We start from the raw sequence: 20,414 nt of genomic DNA, 5'->3' as shown, positions 1-20,414 counted from the left end.
GAAGATCGCGATGCGATAAAGGTCCTTTCGATAACAAAGCCAATTCTGGCATTTTCTGATAACGGTTTCGGCCGTATCGCTTTCACTTTTCTTTACACACTGACGCTGAAGAGCTGCTGCGAACTTTGCAACGCGGGTATGACCATTTGGAACATTTGGGCATCTTCCACGTTTGCATTGAAAGCAGAGGAGCGCGGCGTCACTTGTGTACGAGTGAAACGAGTACCAAGTGACGCGCGCGAAAACACGTCCTGAACGCGCATTTTCCGTGTCTTTTCTCCTTTCACTACAACGTGAAACGAAGTGAGAAGACGAACACAATTTTATCAACCTAGTGAAAAACGTAAAAAGAAACCGTTTTATCACATTGTTAATTAGGGAATAGTTATGTAATGAGATACCGAATCGGCGGCATCATCGGAGGATGATGTCGGGGGCGACCTGGAAACAGGTACAGCGAAAGCTGCGGTCAGTGTAGAACACTGATTTGACACCTCTCAAAACCTCAACACTCTGCACTTCCCTGGTGCTCAGGTACTCATTACGACGCAGGATGCGCGAACTCAAACCGTGTCGCCAGGGTAATGCGGGTGTCGTTTTCTGCCGTTTTCACGGAACGGCAGAAAACGACATCTGCCTGTAATGCTGTTTTACGTGGCAAAACTGTTAAGGAGATACAGATGTCTAGACGTGAAAAACTGTTAAAGCAGGAACTTGTCGCTGAAATCCGTAAAAGCGGGGGGAGCTTTAAAAAGCAGGATGACTATTCCAGAATTATGCACCGGTTTGCTGAGCGTCTCGCCGCGCTCAATATTCAGATAAACTCGGTATCACAACTCAAAGTCCGGCACATTGAGTTGTATATGAACAGCCGGGCATCTGATGATGTTTCCCGGCGAACCCGTCAGAATGAAATGTCGGCAATACGGGTAATGCTCCGTAATGCCGGTAAACACAAACTGGCTGCCCCTTCACATGAACGACTGAATAATAAAAGTCTGGGTATTTCAGACACGAGTCGCATGGGCACAAAAAAATCTGTTTCTGAGGAGCGCTACATCGAGATTCTTCAGAACATTGAGAAAAAAAATGAAGGCGTTGCCGTGGCGGTATGTCTGTCACGTTATATCGGACTGAGAAATGAAGAAGCTATTCAGTCAGCAAAATCGTTAAATACCTGGCAGAAGGCATTACAGCGGGGCGATAAAACCCTGAAGGTTATTTTCGGAACGAAAGGGGGACGTGCAAGGCTGACCACAATCGTCGACAGGGATAAAGTTCTGGATGCCGTTAACCGTGCTATTAAACACGCAGAAAACAATAACGGTAAGATTATTGATAAGCCCGATTTAAAATCCGCGATGGACTATTACAGAAATACGCTCCGGACCGAAATGACCGGGGGGCATGAGACACCACACAGCTTACGTTACAGTTACGCGGAAGATGCTTTCAGATATCACCTTGCCAGAGGCTTTTCGAAAGACGAATCACTTGCACTGACCTCGATGGACCTCGGACATGGTGACGGACGAGGAACCTATATCAGAAATGTTTACTGCCAGTCCCTGATGGACTGATGATTAATCATGAGGTGTACTGTGAATAATTTACCCGTTATAACTTTCAGCATCTTATCTGTTGAATATATTCACGAAATCAGCTTATCTGAAATACCACCCTCAGAAATCAGGATTACGTTTAGTTGTCTTTCACCGGTTAATGAAACGGATACGTTTTCGACAGTTAACCGTTATTATGATGACGGTATCGACTTCAGTTGCGCGACTGCCATTTCAGAAACAGGCTATGTATTTACGGGTTCATTAAAGATGTGTAGCCGCGACAGCATTGAAAACATTGCGGCGGGTGAGTTTACCATTCCTCTTTCAGCGGTTTTAGCCACGTTGCTTAAAAACGGAACCTACCTGCAGCAGTGTGATCCCGATGCCATTATGGCAGACGCCTGGTTTGGGGATCGGTGCGAGACGGTGAAAGCGTCCTGGTTAACTTCATAAAATTCACTCCGGCGTTATTGATTTGGACAGTGCGCTGGAGTACATTTTCCATGCTAACCGTTGTCATCTCGACAACTGCCAATGTTCCGGTGATTTGAGAGGAACGCCTTCGGGTAATCACATGCCAATGTCATCATTACCTGAGAGATGACGCTTTCGGGCGGTAATAAATCTGTTTAACCTTTGAAAACAGAGACCCCTGCGGTTAAGGTCCTTTTCTACTTCGCATCACCCCCCATACACCTGTTTTACTCATCTGGCATTCTGTGCCTGATTTTCACTCCTGAGGGATACTTTCCCTCCGGGACGGTTCCCTTTTTTATTAAGGAATCGTACCCATGCATTACACCAGAATGTTCAACCCTCTTACGTTGCTGAATTGTGACTCGCCAGCTTCAGCAAAAATCATGGTGGATTACGTAAAAACTCAGCTTAACGTTCGTCTGGATTACAGACTCATGGTCGATGCAGATCCACAGGCTCCTGCAGACGGCCTTCCGGACTACCTGACTTTTCTGAGATATGTCGCGCGCGCAGTTGGTTTTGCAACTGAGCACGGCTATATCAGAGATGCCTTTACCAAAGAGGCAGTGGCCGAACTTACTCTCCTGGGGACAAGTGTTAACAGTCTTCACTGGAATGCGGCTTTTCATGAGGGCGCTACCCGGTCTCGCGAGGATAAAGCGCTGGACAACGCTACGGAGCAATTGCGAGCAATGTTTTATCAGATCGCTGATGCTTCTGACATCGTCTGACCGCTTTATTCACCTAATAGCTTCTCACCCTAACGGGACTTCTGTCCCCGTCAGGGGCAGGGTTCCTCAATTCTTTAAGGAATCCTTTATGAACGCATTAACGCTTACCGAAGATTTTCAAATCAGTACCAGCGAACGTAACGCTTACAAAGTTGCACTGGCCAAAGCAGAAGGTGACCTGCTGATTATTGCAGCGCATCGTCGCCTTGGTCTTAACACCGATAGTGATGAAGACGGTTTTCCATACTATGTCTGGGAAATGGCTGACGTTGCCCGGGACCTGGCCGAGCTGTCTGTACGCAAACTCGTGCCGGCATCATGGCAGTCTTTTTTTGAAAGCCTCTGCCACATGGCCAGAAACATTGATGAAGCCGCCTGGACGTTTTTTTTCGGCAGTGCCGTTAAGGACGAAGAGGGGCTGATGTACGAAGAACGCGAATATCTGCGTTATGGCGAATGCTGAACAGACTGATATCGGTTTTTCCCTTGCGGGGATTTTCTCCCTGTGGAGATAAATCCTCCTTTCTTCTTAAGAGGATTTGTCGATGAACATTCAGGCTTCTGAAATATCACTGCTGGTTAAGCACAACAGCGAAGAGTGGCACCGTATGTGGAACAGGCTTGCGGAGCACCCCTTTAACCGTTCTCTCGCCGCCCCCGGGCAGACTTACCACGGCGGCGAAGACTGGGAGTACGTTGAAACACTGGCATCACCGTCCGGCGGAACTGAAAGATGTTATTTCCATCACTTCAGACACCGCTGTCACCCTGTGGCAGGGAATGTGAGTGTTAACATTTCTGCCAGCCAGCGCTTTACCCCGCAGGATTCGGGTAACGCTTACTACCACGATTTTGGTTAGTGATGAACCACCGGCCTGCGTCAGTTTCTGACAAAGGCTTTAACCCGCGCGGGGACAACCTCCCCGCAACAGCGGCGGTGGTTTTCTCCGCGCTTAATCAGGAGAAAACCATGAGTAGTATAATGCTTTCACTTATCACCCGCCTTTCAGGCGCACTCAACCGGCTTGCCGGCAACCTGCAGCAACAGCAGGCAGAGTGGTTTACAAACCGCAGCGGCCGCTGCAGTTTTAAGGCAGACGTCGTGCCGACAGAGAACGGGTTTACGCCCGTCATCTCCCGTCGCACCGGCTTCACCCAGCGTGACTGGCGTACAGAACAGTTACCCTGTGCCGGTACGTACGCAACAGCCCGTAAGGCCCTCAGGGCCGGTCGGCTGATGGCGCAGCAGATGGCGGAACTTCGCTACCGCTTTGACTGATGTTAACTGAATGACACTTCCCGGAGGGACCTTCCCTCCCGGGGAGGTCGCCTCCTTTTTAAGGAGCCACTATGATACGTTTCACTTCCACTCAGCTTCGTCCGGTTCTGTCTCTTAACCGGGGCTTCAGAGGCCCGGTGATACTCGAAAAAAACAACGGTATCTGTCTCCACCGCCCTGACTTCAGAAGGCTTGTAACCATCCCGCTGGCCTGGGCTGAAGGATGTAATCCCTTGTCAGATGACGGATGGCGTAAGCTTTCCGACAGCCTGATAGCCGATGAAACCTTTTCTCATCAGTTTGACCTGAGCCAGAACGCCTGTGACGCAGTTTTGAATGAGCATCAGGACCTGGTTATCTCCTTCATTTGCCAGACTCCGGGTGCCGTCAGGGTTTTTGCCGAAACAGGTGAGCCTGAGAAGATTTATCTTCCTGTCGGTATTTACCGTGAAAGGATCTCATGGCTTTACGACCAGTCCTTACGCCACTTCCATTCCTGCGTCGGTAATGCGGAACGCCTCAGCTGGCGTTCACAGGCGCTGAACGTGCTCGACAGGGTTATCCGGCTCGATTCAAGGCGGGCTAAACCCTCTGACCTTCAGATGCTGGCCAGCGCTGTGCAGGATGTTCGCAAGCGTATCAGCCAGATTTCATCAGACGGTTCGTTACGTTTTTACTCATAACATTTTTCCCACTCACCGGTGGCGCATTGTCCGCCACCGGGACAGATGCGCCGTTTTTTTTAGAGGCGCATCCCATGAAGAAAAAAACTTCCGGCCGCAAGGCCACAACGGAACAACAGACTGACTTTTACCAGCAGGTCACCGACAAAATCATCATCGCACTGGAAAACGGCGTGCCCCCCTGGCGCCGGCCATGGCGCTCCGCGCAGAAGGTCTACGGCAGCGGATTGCCGGTCAACGCCGTCACGGGCAGGCACTACAGCGGCGTCAACGTGCCGCTGCTGTGGATGGCTGCAGAGGAGGCGGGTTACGGCGCCGATCGCTGGCTCACGTTTCAGCAGGCAAAGGCTGCCGGCGGACAGGTCAGAAAAGGCGAACGCAGCTCAATGGCCATCATCTTTAAACCGTTTGAAAAGCAGCTCCGCGACGGCAATGACAGTCCGGTGTTCAGAGACGGCGTGCCGGTGATGGAAAAGCTGGCCATGATGAAACCCCTGCAGCTGTTCAACGTTGCGCAGTGTGAAGGGCTACCCGATAAGGTGTATGCACCCACGATGATGCAACCGGAGACTCCCCCTGAGGGGTTCTCAACCGGACAGCAGCAACAGGTTCTGGAGATACTCAACGCAACCGGCGTGAAGTGCTCTTCTCACCGGCAGAACCGGGCGTATTACAGCCCGGGGGCAGATCGGATTGTGTTGCCTACAACTTCACAGTTTCGTTCACCTGAAGACTACTGGTCCACGCTGCTGCACGAACTGGTGCACGCGACCGGCCACCGCAGCCGCCTCGATCGTGAGGGGATTACCTCCTCATCAAGAGAGTTCGGTGACCCCGTTTACGCTTTTGAGGAGCTGATAGCGGAAACCGGCAGTGCGTTTCTCTGTGCGCATCTCGGCATTTTTGGTGAGGTACAGCACGAGAGCTACCTGAGCGGCTGGCTAAGCGTTTTACGTAATGACAAGAAGGCGTTTTTCCGTGCCTGCCGGTTTGCCCGGGAAGCATCGGAATATCTGCTGAAGCCGCTGTGTGAAACCCGGAGTGAAGCAGCGTAATTAACCCCGGCGACGTCAGTCGCCATCATCCCCCTGAGGGCACTCTCCTCAGGGAGATGCCCTCTTTTTTAAACGTAAAAGAGGAGTACAACGATGTTTTCATGGTGCAAAAACCGTCTGGAAATCACCGGTAAGTCTGTCTGCATCGATGTCATGCAGTCGTGGATTACCGGAACAGAAGCGCCGCTTTACCGCCACGCCATACGGCAGGCCATAAAGCTGTTTCTCGCCGGCTGTGCCGGTATGCTCAAACCCGTTAAGTCAACGGAATACCGTGTTTATCCGGAGCTGGTTTCATCAGGCACCGGCGTCAGCACATCACCGAACCAGGCGTTTCAGCATTTTCTGGAGCTGCTTGAGAAGGATGCCTGGCTTGACGGCACAACGCTCTCGCGAATGGACAAAATCTGGGTTCAGTCCGGCATCGGTGACATCAAATGGGAAAGTATTCCCTATGCTGCCCGCCAGACCATCACCCGGCTTATGGCCGTTCATTACGCCGACTGGTTCGGCGTCGCCTCTGCGGGCGGTCAGTTTGATCCGCAGGAGCGCTGGGAGTGGCTCAGTATAAAACCGGACACAACCTGTCCTTGCGACATGCTGATGGTGATGCCGTCACGTCTGGCCACCGAGCTCAACGGGGACAGCGGTCTGTTCAGTGGCCTCAGCACTACGTCAGAACTCTATACCCAGCTTTACGGGACGGAGTTTCCGGCGGGGCACCGGATGGAGTGGAGTCGTGACGATGTCGGGTCAATAAAGCTGACGTTCTCTTCTCCCTGGTATCCGCCGTCGGCGGAAGTCATGGGGCAGATGTCGCAGAAGTTTGACTGTGAAATCCGTCATTACTGGCTGTCTCCGGATGCCGGCACGTCGGGTTACCACTGTTTTGACAGCGGTGACCACGTCGACAGCGGCCCTTATCCGGAAGATGAAGTGCAGTATCCGGTGAGTGAAGGAGCGCGTCTGTATCAGTTCAGTGAAGCAGGCGCACCAGCCACTCCGGCCGTTGCACACTACGCTGGCGTTCGCGCATGACGTTACCAACCGACAGACCGGCATCTCAGGTCTGTCAGACAATGGCCACAGCATCTGCTGTGGCCGCTTTTTCACCCGAAGGGGGAACCTCGTTTCCCTTACGGGGCGTGTTCCCCCTTTTTTACTGAGGAAACACGCATGAGTGTCCGCATCGACAATGAGAAAGAGTTCATCTCCCTGTTTAACTCCATCGCCAGTGGCACCCGACGTCTTCAGGTGTTTACTGATTTCATCAGCTGCAGTGTTATTGCGATTCAGAATGGTGTGCAGTTCTGTGATAAACGTGAAAAGAAATACATGGCCATCGTGGCCAGATACAAAAAAAAGGACGTTTTATCGATGGCCAGACTGCTGGCCTGTGTGGTGAACGGCCTGGAAGAAAAGATTTGTGACTTTCTCGGGCGCATTTACATGCTGCTGGAGCTCGGTGACAAAGACAAAGAGCAGTATTTTACTCCATGGAGCGTGGCGCTGATGATGGCGCAGCTGCAGTTCGGCGCACAACTCAGCAAGCCTGAAGAGGTGTTTAGAGACAAGCCGTTTATCACGTTTGCTGAACCGGCCTGCGGTGCCGGTGCCATGACGCTGGCGTTTGCCAGCATGCTGAAGCAGGCAGGTTACTCGCCTCACCGGTATCTGTGGGTGTCGGTAACTGACATCGACCCGCTGGCGGCGGGCATGGCCTATATCCAGCTGTCGCTTTGCGGTATACCCGGCGAGGTTGTTATAGGGAACGCATTATGTGACCAACGGCGACGTGTTCTGCTTACGCCGGTACATTACTGGGAGAGATGGTCAGCGCGTCTACGTGCACATAATGACATCAGGACTGACACCGCAGCATAAAGTGACCTAATTCCTTTCAGGATAACTTGAAAGAAGGCGTGATTTATTGCGCAAAGTTAAAGGCCGGGCAACCGGCCTTTTTTATTTTTTTGCGGGTATTGTGACATTTTATCACGGGCAAAGTGCCAATGATTTCAACGTCGCCAACACAGCATGCTCGCCACCTTAGTGAATCAATGCAAAGTTCCCTAACCCAGCGTAATATTCGGCCGCCGTTTTTCTCATCGCAAGGGTTTAAGGGGCAACTGTTTAGGGAAGAATCTTCCTCTGCTAAGGTGGCAGGAACATGATGTTGCAGTGTTCACAATGCTCAGTTAGCCATGCTATTCAGCGCTCACCCATGCACTACTCCAACAGTTCGTCCTGCTTACGTCTGAGCTGAACAATCATGAGCTTTTCGTCGGGAATACAGTTTGCAGTAGTGAGGATCTCTCCTTTCCTGACAGGTTGTGCTATCACAGCCCTTTCAGCTAGACCCAGCGGCAGCGCAGCATGCTTGCGTGCTTCTGACCAGTCCATGGCCCATCCCCTGTAGTCGCATTCTCCAATCCGACCCAGTCTCTCACCCGGCTCAAGGTCCCGCTTAGCCACCGCCCCCACCTCCGCAACCGGGGTATGTAGTGGCACAATATCCGACTGCCCACACAACACAGCTCTGGCCGCAGAAAGAGGCGTTTCGATACTGGTCAGATGATACGGGCGGTGAAGTGTATACAGGGGACCCTTGCCAATATGCAGGTCTGATAAGCGCTCTGAAATCCTTGAATGAGGAGTCTTCACCACACAAAAAACACCAGGCGCCACGCCTTTTCCTACAGTAAAATCCGCAACGCCTTCTCGATGCAAGACGCCCCCGTCAGTCCGTAACCGAAAAATATCAGAAAGGGCCTCGAGCTCTGCATTGGGGCCATGCATGCCGGCAATATCAATGCGCAGACCCGTCGCGTTCGCAAGTGCCACCATTTCCACCATGGTTTTAGTGCCATCCACGAACTCTGTGAGTACCCTCGGGTTCATGTTGCGATCAGTCGCGGCTTTTTCCAATTGGGTTGGCGTGGCGGTCACATCAAACGCATTATTTTTTCCTTTTCCTGCCGCCACCACCTCCAGGCCCAGCGTGCGAGCAAAAAAAACAAGCTCCGCCGCCGCCGCCGGTTCATCCCCCGCCGCCCCTGTGTATACCACACCATTTTGTCGCGCAAGATTTTGCAGATAGCGTCCTACAGTCACGTCTGTTTCAACGTTCAGCATCACGATATGCTTACGAGCGGAAATTGACTTTGTCGCAATCACTGCTCCTGATTCCGGGTGCCCCGTTGCATCGATTACTACTTCAACGCCGTCATCCGTAAGCAGAAGATTGATATCATCACTAACCGCAATTTTATTTTGCCGGCGTGCGTCGGCATAGTGCGCGGGGGTGCTGACCACACGCCAGTGCTCTTCAGCGTACCCGGCAACCCGGAGCGCTTCAAAACATTTTTCAAAATCTGAGCGTACAGTAACTGCAACCAGAGACATGCCCTTCATCTGTCGTAGCTGCACAATAAGATCAGTACCCATCTGTCCAGCCCCTGCAAGCAGAACGCCCACGGGTTTAAGTGCTTCAGCACGATTTTTTAAAGCTTCGAAGAGTTGTTGCATATATTTATCTGAGAAAATGGAGAGAACATTACACTTATCTGCATTATGTGAAACTTTTATGAAAGCAGTGCCACCTGAGGGACTTTTTAAAAACAAATCAATACACTGTGTTTATCTTAAAATGTGGGAATAACAGATGTTTCGCTGGATGCAGAACTTACCCGATTACAAAAAAACCGCCATCATTTTAGCCTGTTGCGGACCGGGGGATACGTTACTTTATATATTATTGCCCATGTTTCATGATTTCTTCAGCGTGTCACTGGCGGAAGCTGGAATATTACTTGCTGCGAACCGAATTATAAGAATATTCGGATACAGTTATGTTGTCCGGCTTTACAACCGTTGGGGTGACCGGTTAGTTTGTCAGCTCTCTTCAATTGGCACCTTAATGTGCTGTCTTGGGTATGTATGGTTAAAAGGTTTTGCTCTGCTGCTTGTCATCCGGATTATGTGGGGGTTGTCTTTTGCGGGAATGAATTTGTCAACGCAGGCTACAGCAACATCTGACAGACATGCACGGAGCAAAGTCGCAGGTTCTTCCAGATCGCTGATTTCGTCTGGCCAGATGCTACTGCTTCCTGTCTGCTCCATCATCGTTTGGTCATACGGGATTGTTCAGGCCTATCTTTTGCTCGCCCTTATCTCACTGATAGCCTTTAGCCTATCATTTTTTGTTAAACCCACGCAGTATCAGGGTTTTGCAAAGAAAAAAAACGTGTCGCTTCCTTCAACTATTTCAGTCTGGTCCTTTGCAGAGGGAGTAGTTATAGACGGTCTTTTTATATTCAGTCTTGCCGCCGTCTTCCGCTATACGGACAATACGCATGCTGTTATCAGCGCATGTTTAATCATGGCCTCACGCTATGCCTTTGAAGTGTTCTTCAGTCCTTTGGGAGGGCATCTTGCACTCCGGTTCGGCGCAAAGAGAATGCTTACGGGGTTCTCCGGGGTGACTTGTCTTTTTCTGCTCCTCTACGGTTATGAATGGATACACATAGCACCGGTTGCCATTCTTATCCTCCGGGCGATACAGCTGCCGCTTGTCCCGGTTGTTGTTGCAGATGGTACCTCTGATGAGCATCGTATTACGGAACTTGCAAACAATGCGATCTGGCGGGATATAGGAGCAGGGCTTGGCCCGATTATTGCCGGAATTTCATCCCAGCACGTTGCTCAGTCAACACTGCTTTATTTTTCTGCACTCTTTCTTATGCTGGCAACCGTTGGACTGACGCTTATAAAATCGTCAACTCATCAAGGTTGAAAATAAACAAGGGGACTACCCCCCTTGTTTATATTGCAATACTTACTCTGTAACGCCTGAGCCAGTTATTCATCGAAATCACCATTTCCATGCTTCCTCTGTTGTAAGGGAGGCTCAGTTCTGATGCCTTACGTTGGCTGTTTTTTATCACTCGCTCAGTATTTAAATAAGGATGAATGGGACTGTTGCGATCCTCGATTATCCGCCTTAATTCATTTCTCAGCAGAACTTCGTAAGCGCCGTCCTGAGTGGAAGGATAAGGCGTTTTAACCCGTTCATTGATATCCGCGGGCAGCCACTGCCGGGTGGCATCTCTCAGCAACCCTTTTTCCTGTGTGCGCGTGTTCTTCATACTCCAGGGAATATTGTAAACATACTCCACCAAGCGGTGGTCACAGAATGGAACTCTAACTTCCACACCGGCGGCCATACTCATACGGTCATTGCGATCAAGCAGCGTCTGAAGAAAGCGGGTGATATTGAGATAATTGATTCGGCGCATTGCTTTTTCGTCATCAGATTCACCAGGCAAATAGGTTACTTCTCTCACAGCTTCTTCATAGCGGGCTCTACGATACTCCTCCATCCGGAGGCTATTTAGAAACTCCTCGTTAAACAATCCCGAGCCACCAAAGTATCGTGACGAGCCAGGCGTGAGCCATGGGAAGGTCTCTGAGGCAATGGCGGCTGGGTTATGAAACCAGCGGTATCCTCCAAAGAGCTCATCTGCCCCCTCCCCGGATAATGCCACGCTGGATTTCTCTTTAATGCGACGAAAGAGCAGATACATTGATGGCCACATATCACCCCAGTAAGCTGGCGGTGAGTCGACGGCCTCCAGCACCCGATCACGAACAGAGGCGGCCGCTATTTCTTCTGTATTAAGCAGTACGGATTCATGTGCCGTACCCGCGAACGCGGCAAGCTCTCGCGCATACAATTCATCAGGCGATGAACGGACAGCATCCGCTCTGAACGCAGACAGGTTGCGAGTGAAGTCCATTGAGAAAGTAAGCAGCTGTCCGGGCAGATGCCGGCTTCCTTGTACCGCAATTATCGATGAGTCGAGTCCACCTGACAGCAGCGAGCTGATAGGTACATCTGAAACTAAGTGAGATCGAATAGACTCCTCAAGCAGTGCTGTAACCTTGTCACACGTGAGTTTCTGATTATCCGTATGAGGAGCAGTGCAAAGGTTCCAGTACTGACTGCTGCGGGCACCGTGCCTACTGAATTTAAGTATTTCACCGGGACGTAGTTCCTTCATATCCTTGTAGGGTGTTTTCCCGGGCGTTTTTACCATATCCAGAATTTCACACAACTCATCGGGACCCGTCATCCGCTCGCAATGAGGGTTACAGAGCAGAGCTTTCGGTTCAGAACCAAAGATGATTTGCTGATCTTTGAGAACATAGTTGAGGGGTTTGATGCCAAGACGGTCCCGCCCTAACGTCAGTTCATTCTGGGGGATGTCCCAGATTGCTACTGCAAACATGCCTTGCAATAAGGGAAACATCTCATCCCGATAACGGTGATAGAGAGAAAGTAGTACCTCACTGTCCGAGCGGGTGCGGAATGAGTAACTCTCTTTTTCCAGCATGCCGCGTAACGACTGAAAATTATAGATTTCGCCGCAGAATACCATTGCAAGAACAGGCTTGCCTGCTTCATAAAAAAACATGGGCTGCTGGCCATGTGCCAGGTCGAGGATCGACAGCCGCCGATGGCCAAGCGCAATATGTTTATCAAGCCATATTCCTCGCTCATCCGGACCACGCGATGACAAGGAATCTGCCATTGCGTCAATAATGGCGCTCTGCGCTCGTAAGTCATTGTCGAATGCTGACCAGCCGGCAATTCCGCACATGGTCTACCCCTCAGATCGATTGATAAAGAGATGTTGAATCGCGTCGGAAAGGCTCGAGATCGTGCGATAGTTCATCAGATCATCAAATGACAGATGAACGCCGTACTCTTTTTCAACCATAATCGCGAAGTTAAAGAGTGCGAGAGAATCAAAGCCAAGCTCTTCCAGGCTCTTATCTGCATCCTCGACAGTCAACTCAGCCTGTAAGCTGTCGTCCTGGTCGCCCGTTTCTGCAAGAAGCGCAATAATGTCAGCTAGCTCGGGAGTTTTCATAAGAGATCCTTTTTTCAATCATGATGAGGGTAAATTCAGATACTTTTCTGTTTTGCTGAGTCATGCTGACCGAAAATTCAATGTGCTCTGAATGTCCAGTTCTACGACCTGTCAGCGTAACCGGCACGTCAAATTCAGCGACTGACAGATATTCAGAGATACACCCCGTTATGACATAATCGTCAGCCGCATAGGATGGGTCATCAGTGAGCATGAAAAAAGCAAACTGCCGGCTCGCTTCTAACTGGACCATAGCGTAAATGTGGTCGATCGCGTGATCGAAGAAACCGGGGTGCCGAGCATCCGCCTGCAGATCCGCCACAAAAACACCGGCCTCTCTGCGAGCTCGATGTATAAGAATGTTGCGTATGTCCTTCCTGTTTACTCGTAAAGGTGATACCTCACTGGCCGCCGGGGTGGGCAATAAATTCTTCTGGGGTAGTTCTCTGTCTCTTCGCATAATGTCCCGGTAATTCAGCCAGAGGCCTTTCTCAACCCAAGTCTGACCGATTTCTATAGTGGCCATTACCTCACCGCCAGCAGCATCAAAAACACTAAAAGTCCAATTCAACCCGGAATAATTGCTACCGCGTTTTCGCTTATTTACTACGCAACATTTGACTACGAGCTCAACTGGGTTTGTAACCGGTGATTCTGGCGTACAGGACTTCGGTAAAAAACTGTGGATGCGTGCGTTCAGCCTCTGGAATAAGAACTGGAATGAAGGTTCACTGACAGGCACATCATAGTAATGGTGTGCAGTGACAAAGCAGGCCTGTCGACATATTTCGACCAGACACTGAATATCTGCTTCGTAGCCGTGCAGATAATTTTCGCAGTACAGGACGTGTGTCCGGGGCAGGATTGCTCCAAGATAAAACTCATCTTCTGCGGTCTGAATACAGTCAGTCAGTAAAATCTGTTCCGGTGACCATTTGTGTACCAGTTTGCGTGGCAGAGGCTGTTCATACGAAAGCATGTTATGCATTTTTCTCACCAGATGAATGTCGTAGCGTATTTATAAAGCGGTCCCTGAGTTCGATAAGCGTTCTGTCAGGACGCATCAGCGTTTCCGGCTTTTCAGATATCCTGATAATTAAAAGTGCCGGTATCTGATGAATTTCCAGGCCAAGAAGCACCTCAAGATTCGCCATTTCGCTGACTTCAGTCTGCTGTCGGAACCCTAAGCCCGACGCCACCTGGGACAATGATAGACCTGATGCCGCGTGTCTCATTCCCCCCACGGATGCATGGACACCGTTATCCAGGACGACATGTTTCAGATTCGGGGGAGCCAGATTGGCTGTTGTAGCCGCCGCGCCAAGATGCATAAGAAAACTTCCATCACCTTCAATACACCACACGGTTCTGTCAGGCAGACTAAGCGCGATGCCCAATGCAATCTGGGAGGTATGCCCCATCGCGCCTACATTCATGAAGAGTCCATCCGAACTTCTGTTTTCTTTACGACACTGATGGAGCAAGTCACGTGAGATAAATCCGGTAGAGCTGACAATGATGTCGTTTTGAGGGATACGCTTAAGTAGCATCCCAAGAACCTCCCCCCGGTACAGTTCTGTACCCGAAACGATGATCTCAGAAGCCGGAAGTGGCTCAAGCGCATCGCGAGGTACCAAAATAGCAATCACGGACTGCAGCCTGCGACATCGTTCCAGAGCATCAGCAAGGACTTCCTCTGCATGGTGCTCTGCCGCAAGAGTCTCCGTCTGAATGCCCATGCTATTAAGTAAACTTGGCGTTATGCTGCCCTGCGGCAGATGCTGAGGTTCATCCCTGTCGTCATGTCCCCGCCATCCGATTATCAGTAACATCGGGATGCGGTACACACACTCATGGGTTAAAGACATGAGAGGATTGATGGCGTTACCGATCCCGGAGTTTTGCATGTACACAACGGGGACCTCACCAGTTGCTAGCCACTTTCCTGCTGCAATGGCAATGGCATTGCCTTCGTTCGCCGCAATGATATGTTTTACCTCATCGTTGCAGTGGGCCTGCTCAATAGCATCAATAAAGCTGGCGAGAACGCTGTCAGGGACACCTGTATAAAACTTGCAGCCAGCCTGAGAGAGAGACTGAAATAATGCGGTTCCTTTTATTTTCATTTTCTCAATCATCCTGATTAAGCCGAATACTTTTTCTCGGCAGCGTCGATTTCATCCATATTTACAAGTGAAAAAACCTCAGCAAGGCTGGCTATATTGCCCTCAGCGGCTTTGATTGATTTGTCCCGGTAAATTTGACGGGTTGTTTCACGCATTGAAGTTATGGCAGAACGGAGGTTGTGATTGGCCCATATAACCGTTGAAATGCCGATATCTTCGAACAGGCTGACGGGAGTGTCGAAATATTTTGTTGGCACGATGACAATAGGGCAACGATTATCCCACTCGCGCATGAAACCAGAAATTTCATCTGCTGTGCTTTTCTTGGAATGAACCAGAATGGCATCGGCACCTGCAGCATGGTAGGCCTCTGCGCGTTTAAGTGCCTCTGACATCCCCAATCCAGAGATAAGCGCCTCAGTTCTGGCAATAATACAAAAATCGTCATGTTCTCGCGTATCAATGGCTGCTTTTATCTTCCCAGTAAACTCCGGAATTGAAGCCAGTTCCTGATTCTCACCTAGAAAAGAATTCGTCTTAGGGAACTGCTTGTCTTCAAAGCAAACTCCCCCGATGCTTCTCTGTCCGAGTTTCTTCACAAAGCGGCGGACATTATTAAAATCACCATGGCCGGTATCACCATCGACCAGAATCGGTATGTTTATACTGTCTGCCATATACTCCAGCACATCGATAACCTGCGTCCAAGAAACCTCATTACGATCTCTAAGACCTAGTGACGTTGAAATAGATAAGCCAGAAGCCCAGACAGCTTTAAAACCCTCTTCCTCCACAATTTTCGCAGAAAGGCCATTGTGGGCCTCCATAATGAATGAGATCTCAGCACTGAAAATTAGCTCTCTGAGCTTTGTGGCATTGTTCGACTTGACGGTATTGTCTTTTACTGGTGATGACGACTGAATAAAACGAAAATTATCACTCACTTTTCAATCCTTTTATTTATAAAGGGAGTTAATGTTATTCTTTTGTGTGTCTTATTTATGACGGTTTTAAAAATATTTAATTTAAATAAGATGACAATGGTCTTAGCTAAAGAACTATGTCATGAAGCGCAAGCTCCCCAACACTCGTGAGTGATAAACTTAAGAAATTTTTACTTACAAACATGAAGGAGTTCTGCGCCGGAACCCGGATTTTTTCGTCCGCCAAAATTATCCCCGGTTGATCAGTTTCTTTCCGTCAGGTCGCGGTTGTCCTGTTGGCAGAAAGTGCCGGCATAACTTTTGTCTTGCTATAGCCAATTCATAAATGACGCTGAGGTGTCTGTTAAACCCATGGCGATTCATATAGTAGTGTCTTAGGTAGTTACTGGCGGTTAACAAGAGGTAAAAATGATGTCTGTGGGGGGGTATTTTCTGCGGTTTTTCTTGGGCCTTAGCCTTGCAAGGCTGCAAGGCTTGTCAACCTTGCTTAAAAAATTGCGCTTTATGATCGACTGCCGATTTCTATGGTGTTTAAAAGTCGTTCTGTCTCTTTTGTCACCGTCTCGATATTTTTTTCCGTATATCAGGAGCATACAAAAAACCTACCTGAGCTTCGTTGACTGTCGGCTTGCTACTCGACAATACTGTATATATAAACAGTGCATCAGGAGGTGCCATGACATGTTCACTTTATACAAATACCCGCTATCCCCAATCTCGATAGCTGCACCACTTTTCCTCGAAACCTGTCAGGCAGGTTTTCCCAGCCCTGCTCAGGATTACGTTGAGCGCGAGTTAGACCTCAACGAATATTGTGTAATGCGTCCTGCAGCCACGTTTTTTGTCCGCGCCTCCGGGCAGTCCATGACAGACATTGGTCTCAACAGCGGTGATTTAATGGTGGTCGATAAGGCCGAATCTCCCCGGCATGGCGACATAGTCATTGCTGAGATAGAGGGCGAGTTTACCGTTAAACGCCTGCTGCTCCGCCCCAGGCTGACGCTTCAGCCTATGAATCCTTCCTTCCCTCCCATATATCCCGATCCGGAAACGCTCCAGATTTTCGGGGTGGTTACCTCGTTTATTCATAAGACCCGGGGTGAGTGATGTTCGCCATTGTGGACGTAAACAGCTTTTATGCGAGCTGTGAAAAAGTCTTCAGACCTGATTTGCGTAACCAGGCTGTCGTCGTCCTGAGTAACAACGATGGTTGCGTCATCGCCCGTAGTGCTGAAAGTAAAAAATATGTACGAATGGGCGAACCTTGGTTTAAGATTAAAAACGAGAACTTCCCTGTTAAAATTCATGCATTTAGCTCTAACTATGCGTTATAGTAAGTTAAGTGGAATGCAACATTGATCGTATAGACTTTGAACAGCAACGCTGACCTCAGAGGTAAACGCAATGACGACTCCACTAAACAACAGTGCCATTTTACTGGCGGAACGCTGGCTGAAGCTGCTGTCCGACCTGGGGCGGGCACCCGCCACCCTGACCGCCTACCGCGCAGCCCTCTGTCATTATTTTGCGTTCTGCAGCCGGAACAGGATTGAACCTGAAAAGGTCAGGTTTGATGACATGGCTGCCTACATCCGTCCTCAGTTACCCGGTATGCCTTTCCCGGCCGCAAGCGCCACGCTCCAGCTGCGCCTGTCGGCTGTCCGTCTCTGGTACGACTTCCTGATGTATCTTGACCTGTGTAAGGTAAATCCGCTGCCCCGTTCCGGCACGCCGGGCATGCTGTGTTCCGCACGGGGGCTGGTTCCCCGTATCGTAAAGCTGCCGCGTATTCCTGACGATGCACAGTGGCAGCTTTTTCAGGCTCATGCCGCGGATTCTCCGCTTCGTGACCGGCTGATGCTGGCGTTAACCTACTGCGGTGCGCTGCGACGATCGGAAGTCACCGCGCTGAGTACTGATGACCTTGACTTTGCCCACCGCCTCATCCGCGTCCGGGCTGAAACCACCAAGAACCGTCATGAACGGATCGTCTGTTACAGTCCCGCCCTGACGCCGGTGCTGGCGGCTCATCTTTTACAGATGAAGCTGTCGGGGATGGTAAAAGGAGCCCTGTTCCGCTCTGAGTCCGATCGTAATCAGGGGGCACCGCTCTCTTACTGGAGCTGGAGCAAAACGGTACGGAAATGGGCGCTTGAGTCAGGGCTGCCCGACATTTCAACCCATACTTTCCGCCACCTGCGGTTGACGCATCTGGCCCGTGCGGGCTGGAAACTGCACGAACTTGCCACCTACGCAGGTCACCGTGATCCGCGCACCACTCAGATTTATATTCACCTTTCCGGCAGGGATCTTGCCGCCCGGATGGCAGGAGCAATTGAAACGGCAGATATCAGGATGGCGAACCTCATTTTCGGCACGGAGGAATAATATGGCAGCGTCTGAACAGCCTGAGAATGTGTGGCTTCCCTTCGACCTCTCCGCTTACAGGCTTGATGCTTTACTGACTGAGCCTGAAAAGGCCGCACTGGCCACCTCTCACAGCCGGGGCAGGCTGCTGCGGATGAAACCTGCTCCTGAGTTTATCAGGCCGCTGAAAGACATCGCAGCAGAAAGCGGATGCAGCCGCGAGGTTGCTGACCTGATAATACTGGACCTCCTGCGTGAGATGCACCTTTCGGGTATACCGTACTGGCGATGGCCGCAGGAACGCTGGCAGACATTCAGCCGGACGGACGGAAAAGGACGGCCGCTGATGGCCGCCTTTGCATGGCATTTCGCCGGACGGTATGATCCCCTCAGCCTGCCAGACATCAGAAAACCTGCCCTGTATACCTGTGCCATTTTTGGTCAGGCTATTTACTTCCGGGAGCTTCACCGCCTGACTGAAACCCTGAAATCGCTGGGCTATGCTGCGGGTAGTCAGGTCACGCATCTGTCGGGCATACTGGCCACGCTGATGGTCATGAACAGAGATCCCCGTCTTGAAACCTTTACGCCTGAACTGCTGTGGGAAGCCCAGAACAACACAGATAGCGGGACATCCCGGTACATTGGCCGGATTTCACACGGCCTTGCTGCGCTGGGCATCTTCAGCGCCCCGATGAGGATGCGTAATTATACCCGATGGTATGAAAAACCCGTAGACGGGATCGATCCGGCCTGGGTCAGGTGGTGCCGGCGCTGGCGGGAAACGTCTGTGCTGAGGCCTCGCACCCGTGAAGGCCAGTACAGTTTTATACTGCGCTGCGGCCTCTGGCTGGCAAAGGCGCATCCGGAGGTGCGTGAACCGTCAGACTGGAGCATGGAAATCTGCGCCAGCTTTATCGCTGCGGTCGGCCGGATGAACGTGGATGAGCTACAGTTGGGCACGGAAAGGGGCACCCGAAAATCGGTGCGATCCGGTGAGCCTATGATGCCGCATTCAAGGGCGCATTTTATCTACTCACTGCGCCGTTTTATGGTCGACTACGAAAACTGGGGCTGGGGTCGCCTGCGCTTCAGCCCTGCCCGTCATCTTTCCACACCGGATACCACCCTGTTTCGGCGCGACGTCAATCCCCGTGTTATCGACGATCCGGTCTGGCTCAAGCTCATCTGGGCCAGCCTCAATCTGCGTCAGGAAGACCTGCTTACTGAAATACATTATCCGCTGGCCATGCTGCAGGCGATGGCCGTCATCTGGACCCATGCGGGGCTGAGGAAAAATGAGCTGCTCCGCCTGACTACCGGTTGCATCGCGCCGCAGGCAGATGAAATAACGAAAGATGACGGCAGCGTCATCCCGGCCGGAACCCTTTGTTACCTGCATGTCCCCGCCGGAAAAACATCAAAAGCCTTTGTTAAACCCGTGGCGACAGTGGTAAAAAAATATGTCGACATCTGGCTGGCCGAACGCCCGGCAGAACAGGCCATGCTGGCTGATGAGCGGACCGGTGAGAAGGTCCGGCTGCTGTTTCAGTACCGGGGGAAGCCTGCCGGCAGCGCTATCCTCAACCGCACGGTGATACCGATGCTCTGCGCAAGAGCGGGCGTTCCTTCTGAAGACAGCGGCGGAGTGATAACCAGCCATCGGGGACGCGCCTCAGCCGTGACCGCACTGGCCAGCGTACCGCAGGGCATGTCACTGTATGAACTGATGCAGTGGGCTGGTCACTCAACGCCCCAGTCCACCATGCATTATCTCCGTATCCGCCCGACACAGCTGGCCGCCTCGTTTGTAAAAGCAGACAGAGTCGCGCACATGATCAGCGTACTGATTGATCGCGACCCTGACGCCGCCAGCCTGACCGGACCTGCAACGTATTATGATTTAGGTGATTCATACTGCACAAATCCGTTCTGGAGCAGCTGCCCGCACCGGATGGCCTGCATCGGCTGCGATTTTAACCTGCTGAAGGACAGCGCGCGCGGGCTTATTCTGGAGAGTAAAGCATCCATCCGGCGTTATCTCGAAGAGGTCCCGCTCACTCCCGATGAGAAAGCCGTACTGGAGCAGGATGCTGAAAAGGTTGAGCAGGCTCTTACAAAATTGGGCCCAAAATCCTGAGTGCTCAAATGCTTTCAATGTCCGGTCTGAGGGTGTCAGTTCAGAGTCAGTACAGACGACCGAACGTCGTATTTGATATGAATCTGATTATAGCGGGCGTTATGACGTAACT

At 51.0% G+C, this 20,414-nt stretch carries 20 protein-coding genes and 1 pseudogene; 15 read left to right on the top strand and 6 right to left on the bottom strand.

Annotated features, from left to right (window positions below; genetic code table 11):
- Positions 1–680 precede the first annotated feature (680 nt).
- From PAGR_RS19675 to PAGR_RS19630, 10 genes are all read left to right on the top strand, one after another.
- Positions 681–1,580, top strand: coding sequence for an integrase domain-containing protein (locus PAGR_RS19675; protein WP_014606812.1), 900 nt, complete (start codon positions 681–683; stop codon positions 1,578–1,580).
- Between the two features lie 21 nt (positions 1,581–1,601).
- Positions 1,602–2,018 (top strand): hypothetical protein, encoded by a 417-nt coding sequence (locus tag PAGR_RS19670; protein WP_019105554.1) that lies wholly within the window; start codon positions 1,602–1,604, stop codon positions 2,016–2,018.
- A gap of 338 nt (positions 2,019–2,356) precedes the next feature.
- A complete protein-coding gene (locus PAGR_RS19665; protein ID WP_014606811.1) occupies positions 2,357–2,773 on the top strand; it encodes a hypothetical protein in 417 nt (138 codons plus the stop codon).
- Positions 2,774–2,861: 88 nt separating this feature from the next.
- Positions 2,862–3,236: a hypothetical protein gene (locus tag PAGR_RS19660; RefSeq protein ID WP_014606810.1), complete on the top strand. Its 375-nt coding sequence runs from the start codon at positions 2,862–2,864 to the stop codon at positions 3,234–3,236.
- An 82-nt stretch (positions 3,237–3,318) separates the two neighbouring features.
- The gene (locus tag PAGR_RS19655) at positions 3,319–3,633 is read left to right on the top strand and encodes a hypothetical protein (RefSeq protein WP_044042481.1); all 315 of its coding nucleotides are present in this window, start codon (positions 3,319–3,321) and stop codon (positions 3,631–3,633) included.
- Between the two features lie 110 nt (positions 3,634–3,743).
- A complete protein-coding gene (locus PAGR_RS19650) occupies positions 3,744–4,052 on the top strand; it encodes a hypothetical protein (RefSeq protein ID WP_014606809.1) in 309 nt (102 codons plus the stop codon).
- Positions 4,053–4,123: 71 nt separating this feature from the next.
- Positions 4,124–4,735, top strand: coding sequence for a hypothetical protein (locus tag PAGR_RS19645; protein WP_014606808.1), 612 nt, complete (start codon positions 4,124–4,126; stop codon positions 4,733–4,735).
- A gap of 74 nt (positions 4,736–4,809) precedes the next feature.
- Complete coding sequence (locus tag PAGR_RS19640) at positions 4,810–5,790, top strand: ArdC family protein (protein ID WP_014606807.1); 981 nt, start codon at positions 4,810–4,812, stop codon at positions 5,788–5,790.
- 93 nt (positions 5,791–5,883) lie between these two features.
- Positions 5,884–6,828, top strand: a complete 945-nt coding sequence (locus tag PAGR_RS19635; protein ID WP_014606806.1) for a DUF1281 domain-containing protein — start codon at positions 5,884–5,886, stop codon at positions 6,826–6,828.
- A 138-nt stretch (positions 6,829–6,966) separates the two neighbouring features.
- Complete coding sequence (locus PAGR_RS19630) at positions 6,967–7,674, top strand: DNA methyltransferase family protein (protein WP_014606805.1); 708 nt, start codon at positions 6,967–6,969, stop codon at positions 7,672–7,674.
- A 345-nt stretch (positions 7,675–8,019) separates the two neighbouring features.
- Here the strand turns inward: PAGR_RS19630 and PAGR_RS19625 are convergent, their stop codons facing one another.
- On the bottom strand, positions 8,020–9,318 hold the full coding sequence (locus PAGR_RS19625; protein WP_014606804.1) for an NAD(P)H-dependent oxidoreductase: 1,299 nt from the start codon (positions 9,316–9,318) through the stop codon (positions 8,020–8,022).
- A 136-nt stretch (positions 9,319–9,454) separates the two neighbouring features.
- Between PAGR_RS19625 and PAGR_RS19620 the strand changes: the two genes are divergently transcribed.
- Positions 9,455–10,585, top strand: coding sequence for an MFS transporter (locus tag PAGR_RS19620; protein ID WP_014606803.1), 1,131 nt, complete (start codon positions 9,455–9,457; stop codon positions 10,583–10,585).
- Positions 10,586–10,613: 28 nt separating this feature from the next.
- Here the strand turns inward: PAGR_RS19620 and asnB are convergent, their stop codons facing one another.
- The 5 genes from asnB to aepX are packed head-to-tail and all read right to left on the bottom strand — an operon-like array spanning position 10,614 to position 15,795.
- Positions 10,614–12,452 carry an asparagine synthase (glutamine-hydrolyzing) gene (gene asnB / locus PAGR_RS19615; protein ID WP_014606802.1) on the bottom strand — a complete coding sequence of 613 codons (1,839 nt, stop codon included), beginning with the start codon at positions 12,450–12,452 and terminating at the stop codon, positions 10,614–10,616.
- A 3-nt stretch (positions 12,453–12,455) separates the two neighbouring features.
- Positions 12,456–12,725 carry an acyl carrier protein gene (locus PAGR_RS19610; protein WP_014606801.1) on the bottom strand — a complete coding sequence of 90 codons (270 nt, stop codon included), beginning with the start codon at positions 12,723–12,725 and terminating at the stop codon, positions 12,456–12,458.
- Entirely contained in the window at positions 12,703–13,713 is a 1,011-nt protein-coding gene (locus PAGR_RS19605) for an AfsA-related hotdog domain-containing protein (protein ID WP_014606800.1), read from the bottom strand. The genes PAGR_RS19610 and PAGR_RS19605 overlap by 23 nt, the downstream gene beginning before the upstream one ends.
- Positions 13,706–14,851 (bottom strand): phosphonopyruvate decarboxylase, encoded by a 1,146-nt coding sequence (gene aepY / locus PAGR_RS19600; protein ID WP_014606799.1) that lies wholly within the window; start codon positions 14,849–14,851, stop codon positions 13,706–13,708. Before aepY ends, PAGR_RS19605 begins: the two co-directional genes overlap by 8 nt.
- A gap of 17 nt (positions 14,852–14,868) precedes the next feature.
- Positions 14,869–15,795, bottom strand: coding sequence for a phosphoenolpyruvate mutase (gene aepX / locus PAGR_RS19595; RefSeq protein WP_014606798.1), 927 nt, complete (start codon positions 15,793–15,795; stop codon positions 14,869–14,871).
- Between the two features lie 681 nt (positions 15,796–16,476).
- Between aepX and umuD the strand changes: the two genes are divergently transcribed.
- From umuD to PAGR_RS19575, 4 genes and pseudogenes are all read left to right on the top strand, one after another.
- A complete protein-coding gene (gene umuD / locus PAGR_RS19590) occupies positions 16,477–16,902 on the top strand; it encodes a translesion error-prone DNA polymerase V autoproteolytic subunit (protein ID WP_014606797.1) in 426 nt (141 codons plus the stop codon).
- A pseudogene (locus tag PAGR_RS19585) lies at positions 16,902–17,126 on the top strand (Y-family DNA polymerase); the annotation flags it as partial. The gene umuD and the pseudogene PAGR_RS19585, both read left to right, overlap by 1 nt.
- 73 nt (positions 17,127–17,199) lie before the next feature.
- Positions 17,200–18,183: a tyrosine-type recombinase/integrase gene (locus PAGR_RS19580; RefSeq protein WP_014594566.1), complete on the top strand. Its 984-nt coding sequence runs from the start codon at positions 17,200–17,202 to the stop codon at positions 18,181–18,183.
- A gap of 1 nt (position 18,184) precedes the next feature.
- Positions 18,185–20,302 (top strand): site-specific integrase, encoded by a 2,118-nt coding sequence (locus PAGR_RS19575; protein ID WP_014606796.1) that lies wholly within the window; start codon positions 18,185–18,187, stop codon positions 20,300–20,302.
- Positions 20,303–20,414 lie beyond the last annotated feature (112 nt).

Source organism: Pantoea ananatis PA13 (genome assembly GCF_000233595.1).
Taxonomy (GTDB): Bacteria; Pseudomonadota; Gammaproteobacteria; order Enterobacterales; family Enterobacteriaceae; genus Pantoea; species Pantoea ananatis.
Note: the sequence above shows the minus strand (reverse complement) of the source record. Positions and strands in the feature narration are given on the sequence as shown.

Bases quoted from the DNA above. Each gene is read 5' to 3' on its own strand.
- PAGR_RS19675 (WP_014606812.1), top strand. From the start codon at position 681: ATGTCTAGACGTGAAAAACTGTTAAAGCAGGAACTTGTCGCTGAAATC.
- PAGR_RS19665 (WP_014606811.1), top strand. From the start codon at position 2,357: ATGCATTACACCAGAATGTTCAACCCTCTTACGTTGCTGAATTGTGAC.
- PAGR_RS19660 (WP_014606810.1), top strand. From the start codon at position 2,862: ATGAACGCATTAACGCTTACCGAAGATTTTCAAATCAGTACCAGCGAA.
- PAGR_RS19655 (WP_044042481.1), top strand. From the start codon at position 3,319: ATGAACATTCAGGCTTCTGAAATATCACTGCTGGTTAAGCACAACAGC.
- PAGR_RS19650 (WP_014606809.1), top strand. From the start codon at position 3,744: ATGAGTAGTATAATGCTTTCACTTATCACCCGCCTTTCAGGCGCACTC.
- PAGR_RS19645 (WP_014606808.1), top strand. From the start codon at position 4,124: ATGATACGTTTCACTTCCACTCAGCTTCGTCCGGTTCTGTCTCTTAAC.
- PAGR_RS19640 (WP_014606807.1), top strand. From the start codon at position 4,810: ATGAAGAAAAAAACTTCCGGCCGCAAGGCCACAACGGAACAACAGACT.
- PAGR_RS19635 (WP_014606806.1), top strand. From the start codon at position 5,884: ATGTTTTCATGGTGCAAAAACCGTCTGGAAATCACCGGTAAGTCTGTC.
- PAGR_RS19630 (WP_014606805.1), top strand. From the start codon at position 6,967: ATGAGTGTCCGCATCGACAATGAGAAAGAGTTCATCTCCCTGTTTAAC.
- PAGR_RS19625 (WP_014606804.1), bottom strand. From the start codon at position 9,318: ATGCAACAACTCTTCGAAGCTTTAAAAAATCGTGCTGAAGCACTTAAA.
- PAGR_RS19620 (WP_014606803.1), top strand. From the start codon at position 9,455: ATGTTTCGCTGGATGCAGAACTTACCCGATTACAAAAAAACCGCCATC.
- asnB (WP_014606802.1), bottom strand. From the start codon at position 12,452: ATGTGCGGAATTGCCGGCTGGTCAGCATTCGACAATGACTTACGAGCG.
- PAGR_RS19610 (WP_014606801.1), bottom strand. From the start codon at position 12,725: ATGAAAACTCCCGAGCTAGCTGACATTATTGCGCTTCTTGCAGAAACG.
- PAGR_RS19605 (WP_014606800.1), bottom strand. From the start codon at position 13,713: ATGCATAACATGCTTTCGTATGAACAGCCTCTGCCACGCAAACTGGTA.
- aepY (WP_014606799.1), bottom strand. From the start codon at position 14,851: ATGAAAATAAAAGGAACCGCATTATTTCAGTCTCTCTCTCAGGCTGGC.
- umuD (WP_014606797.1), top strand. From the start codon at position 16,477: ATGTTCACTTTATACAAATACCCGCTATCCCCAATCTCGATAGCTGCA.
- PAGR_RS19580 (WP_014594566.1), top strand. From the start codon at position 17,200: ATGACGACTCCACTAAACAACAGTGCCATTTTACTGGCGGAACGCTGG.
- PAGR_RS19575 (WP_014606796.1), top strand. From the start codon at position 18,185: ATGGCAGCGTCTGAACAGCCTGAGAATGTGTGGCTTCCCTTCGACCTC.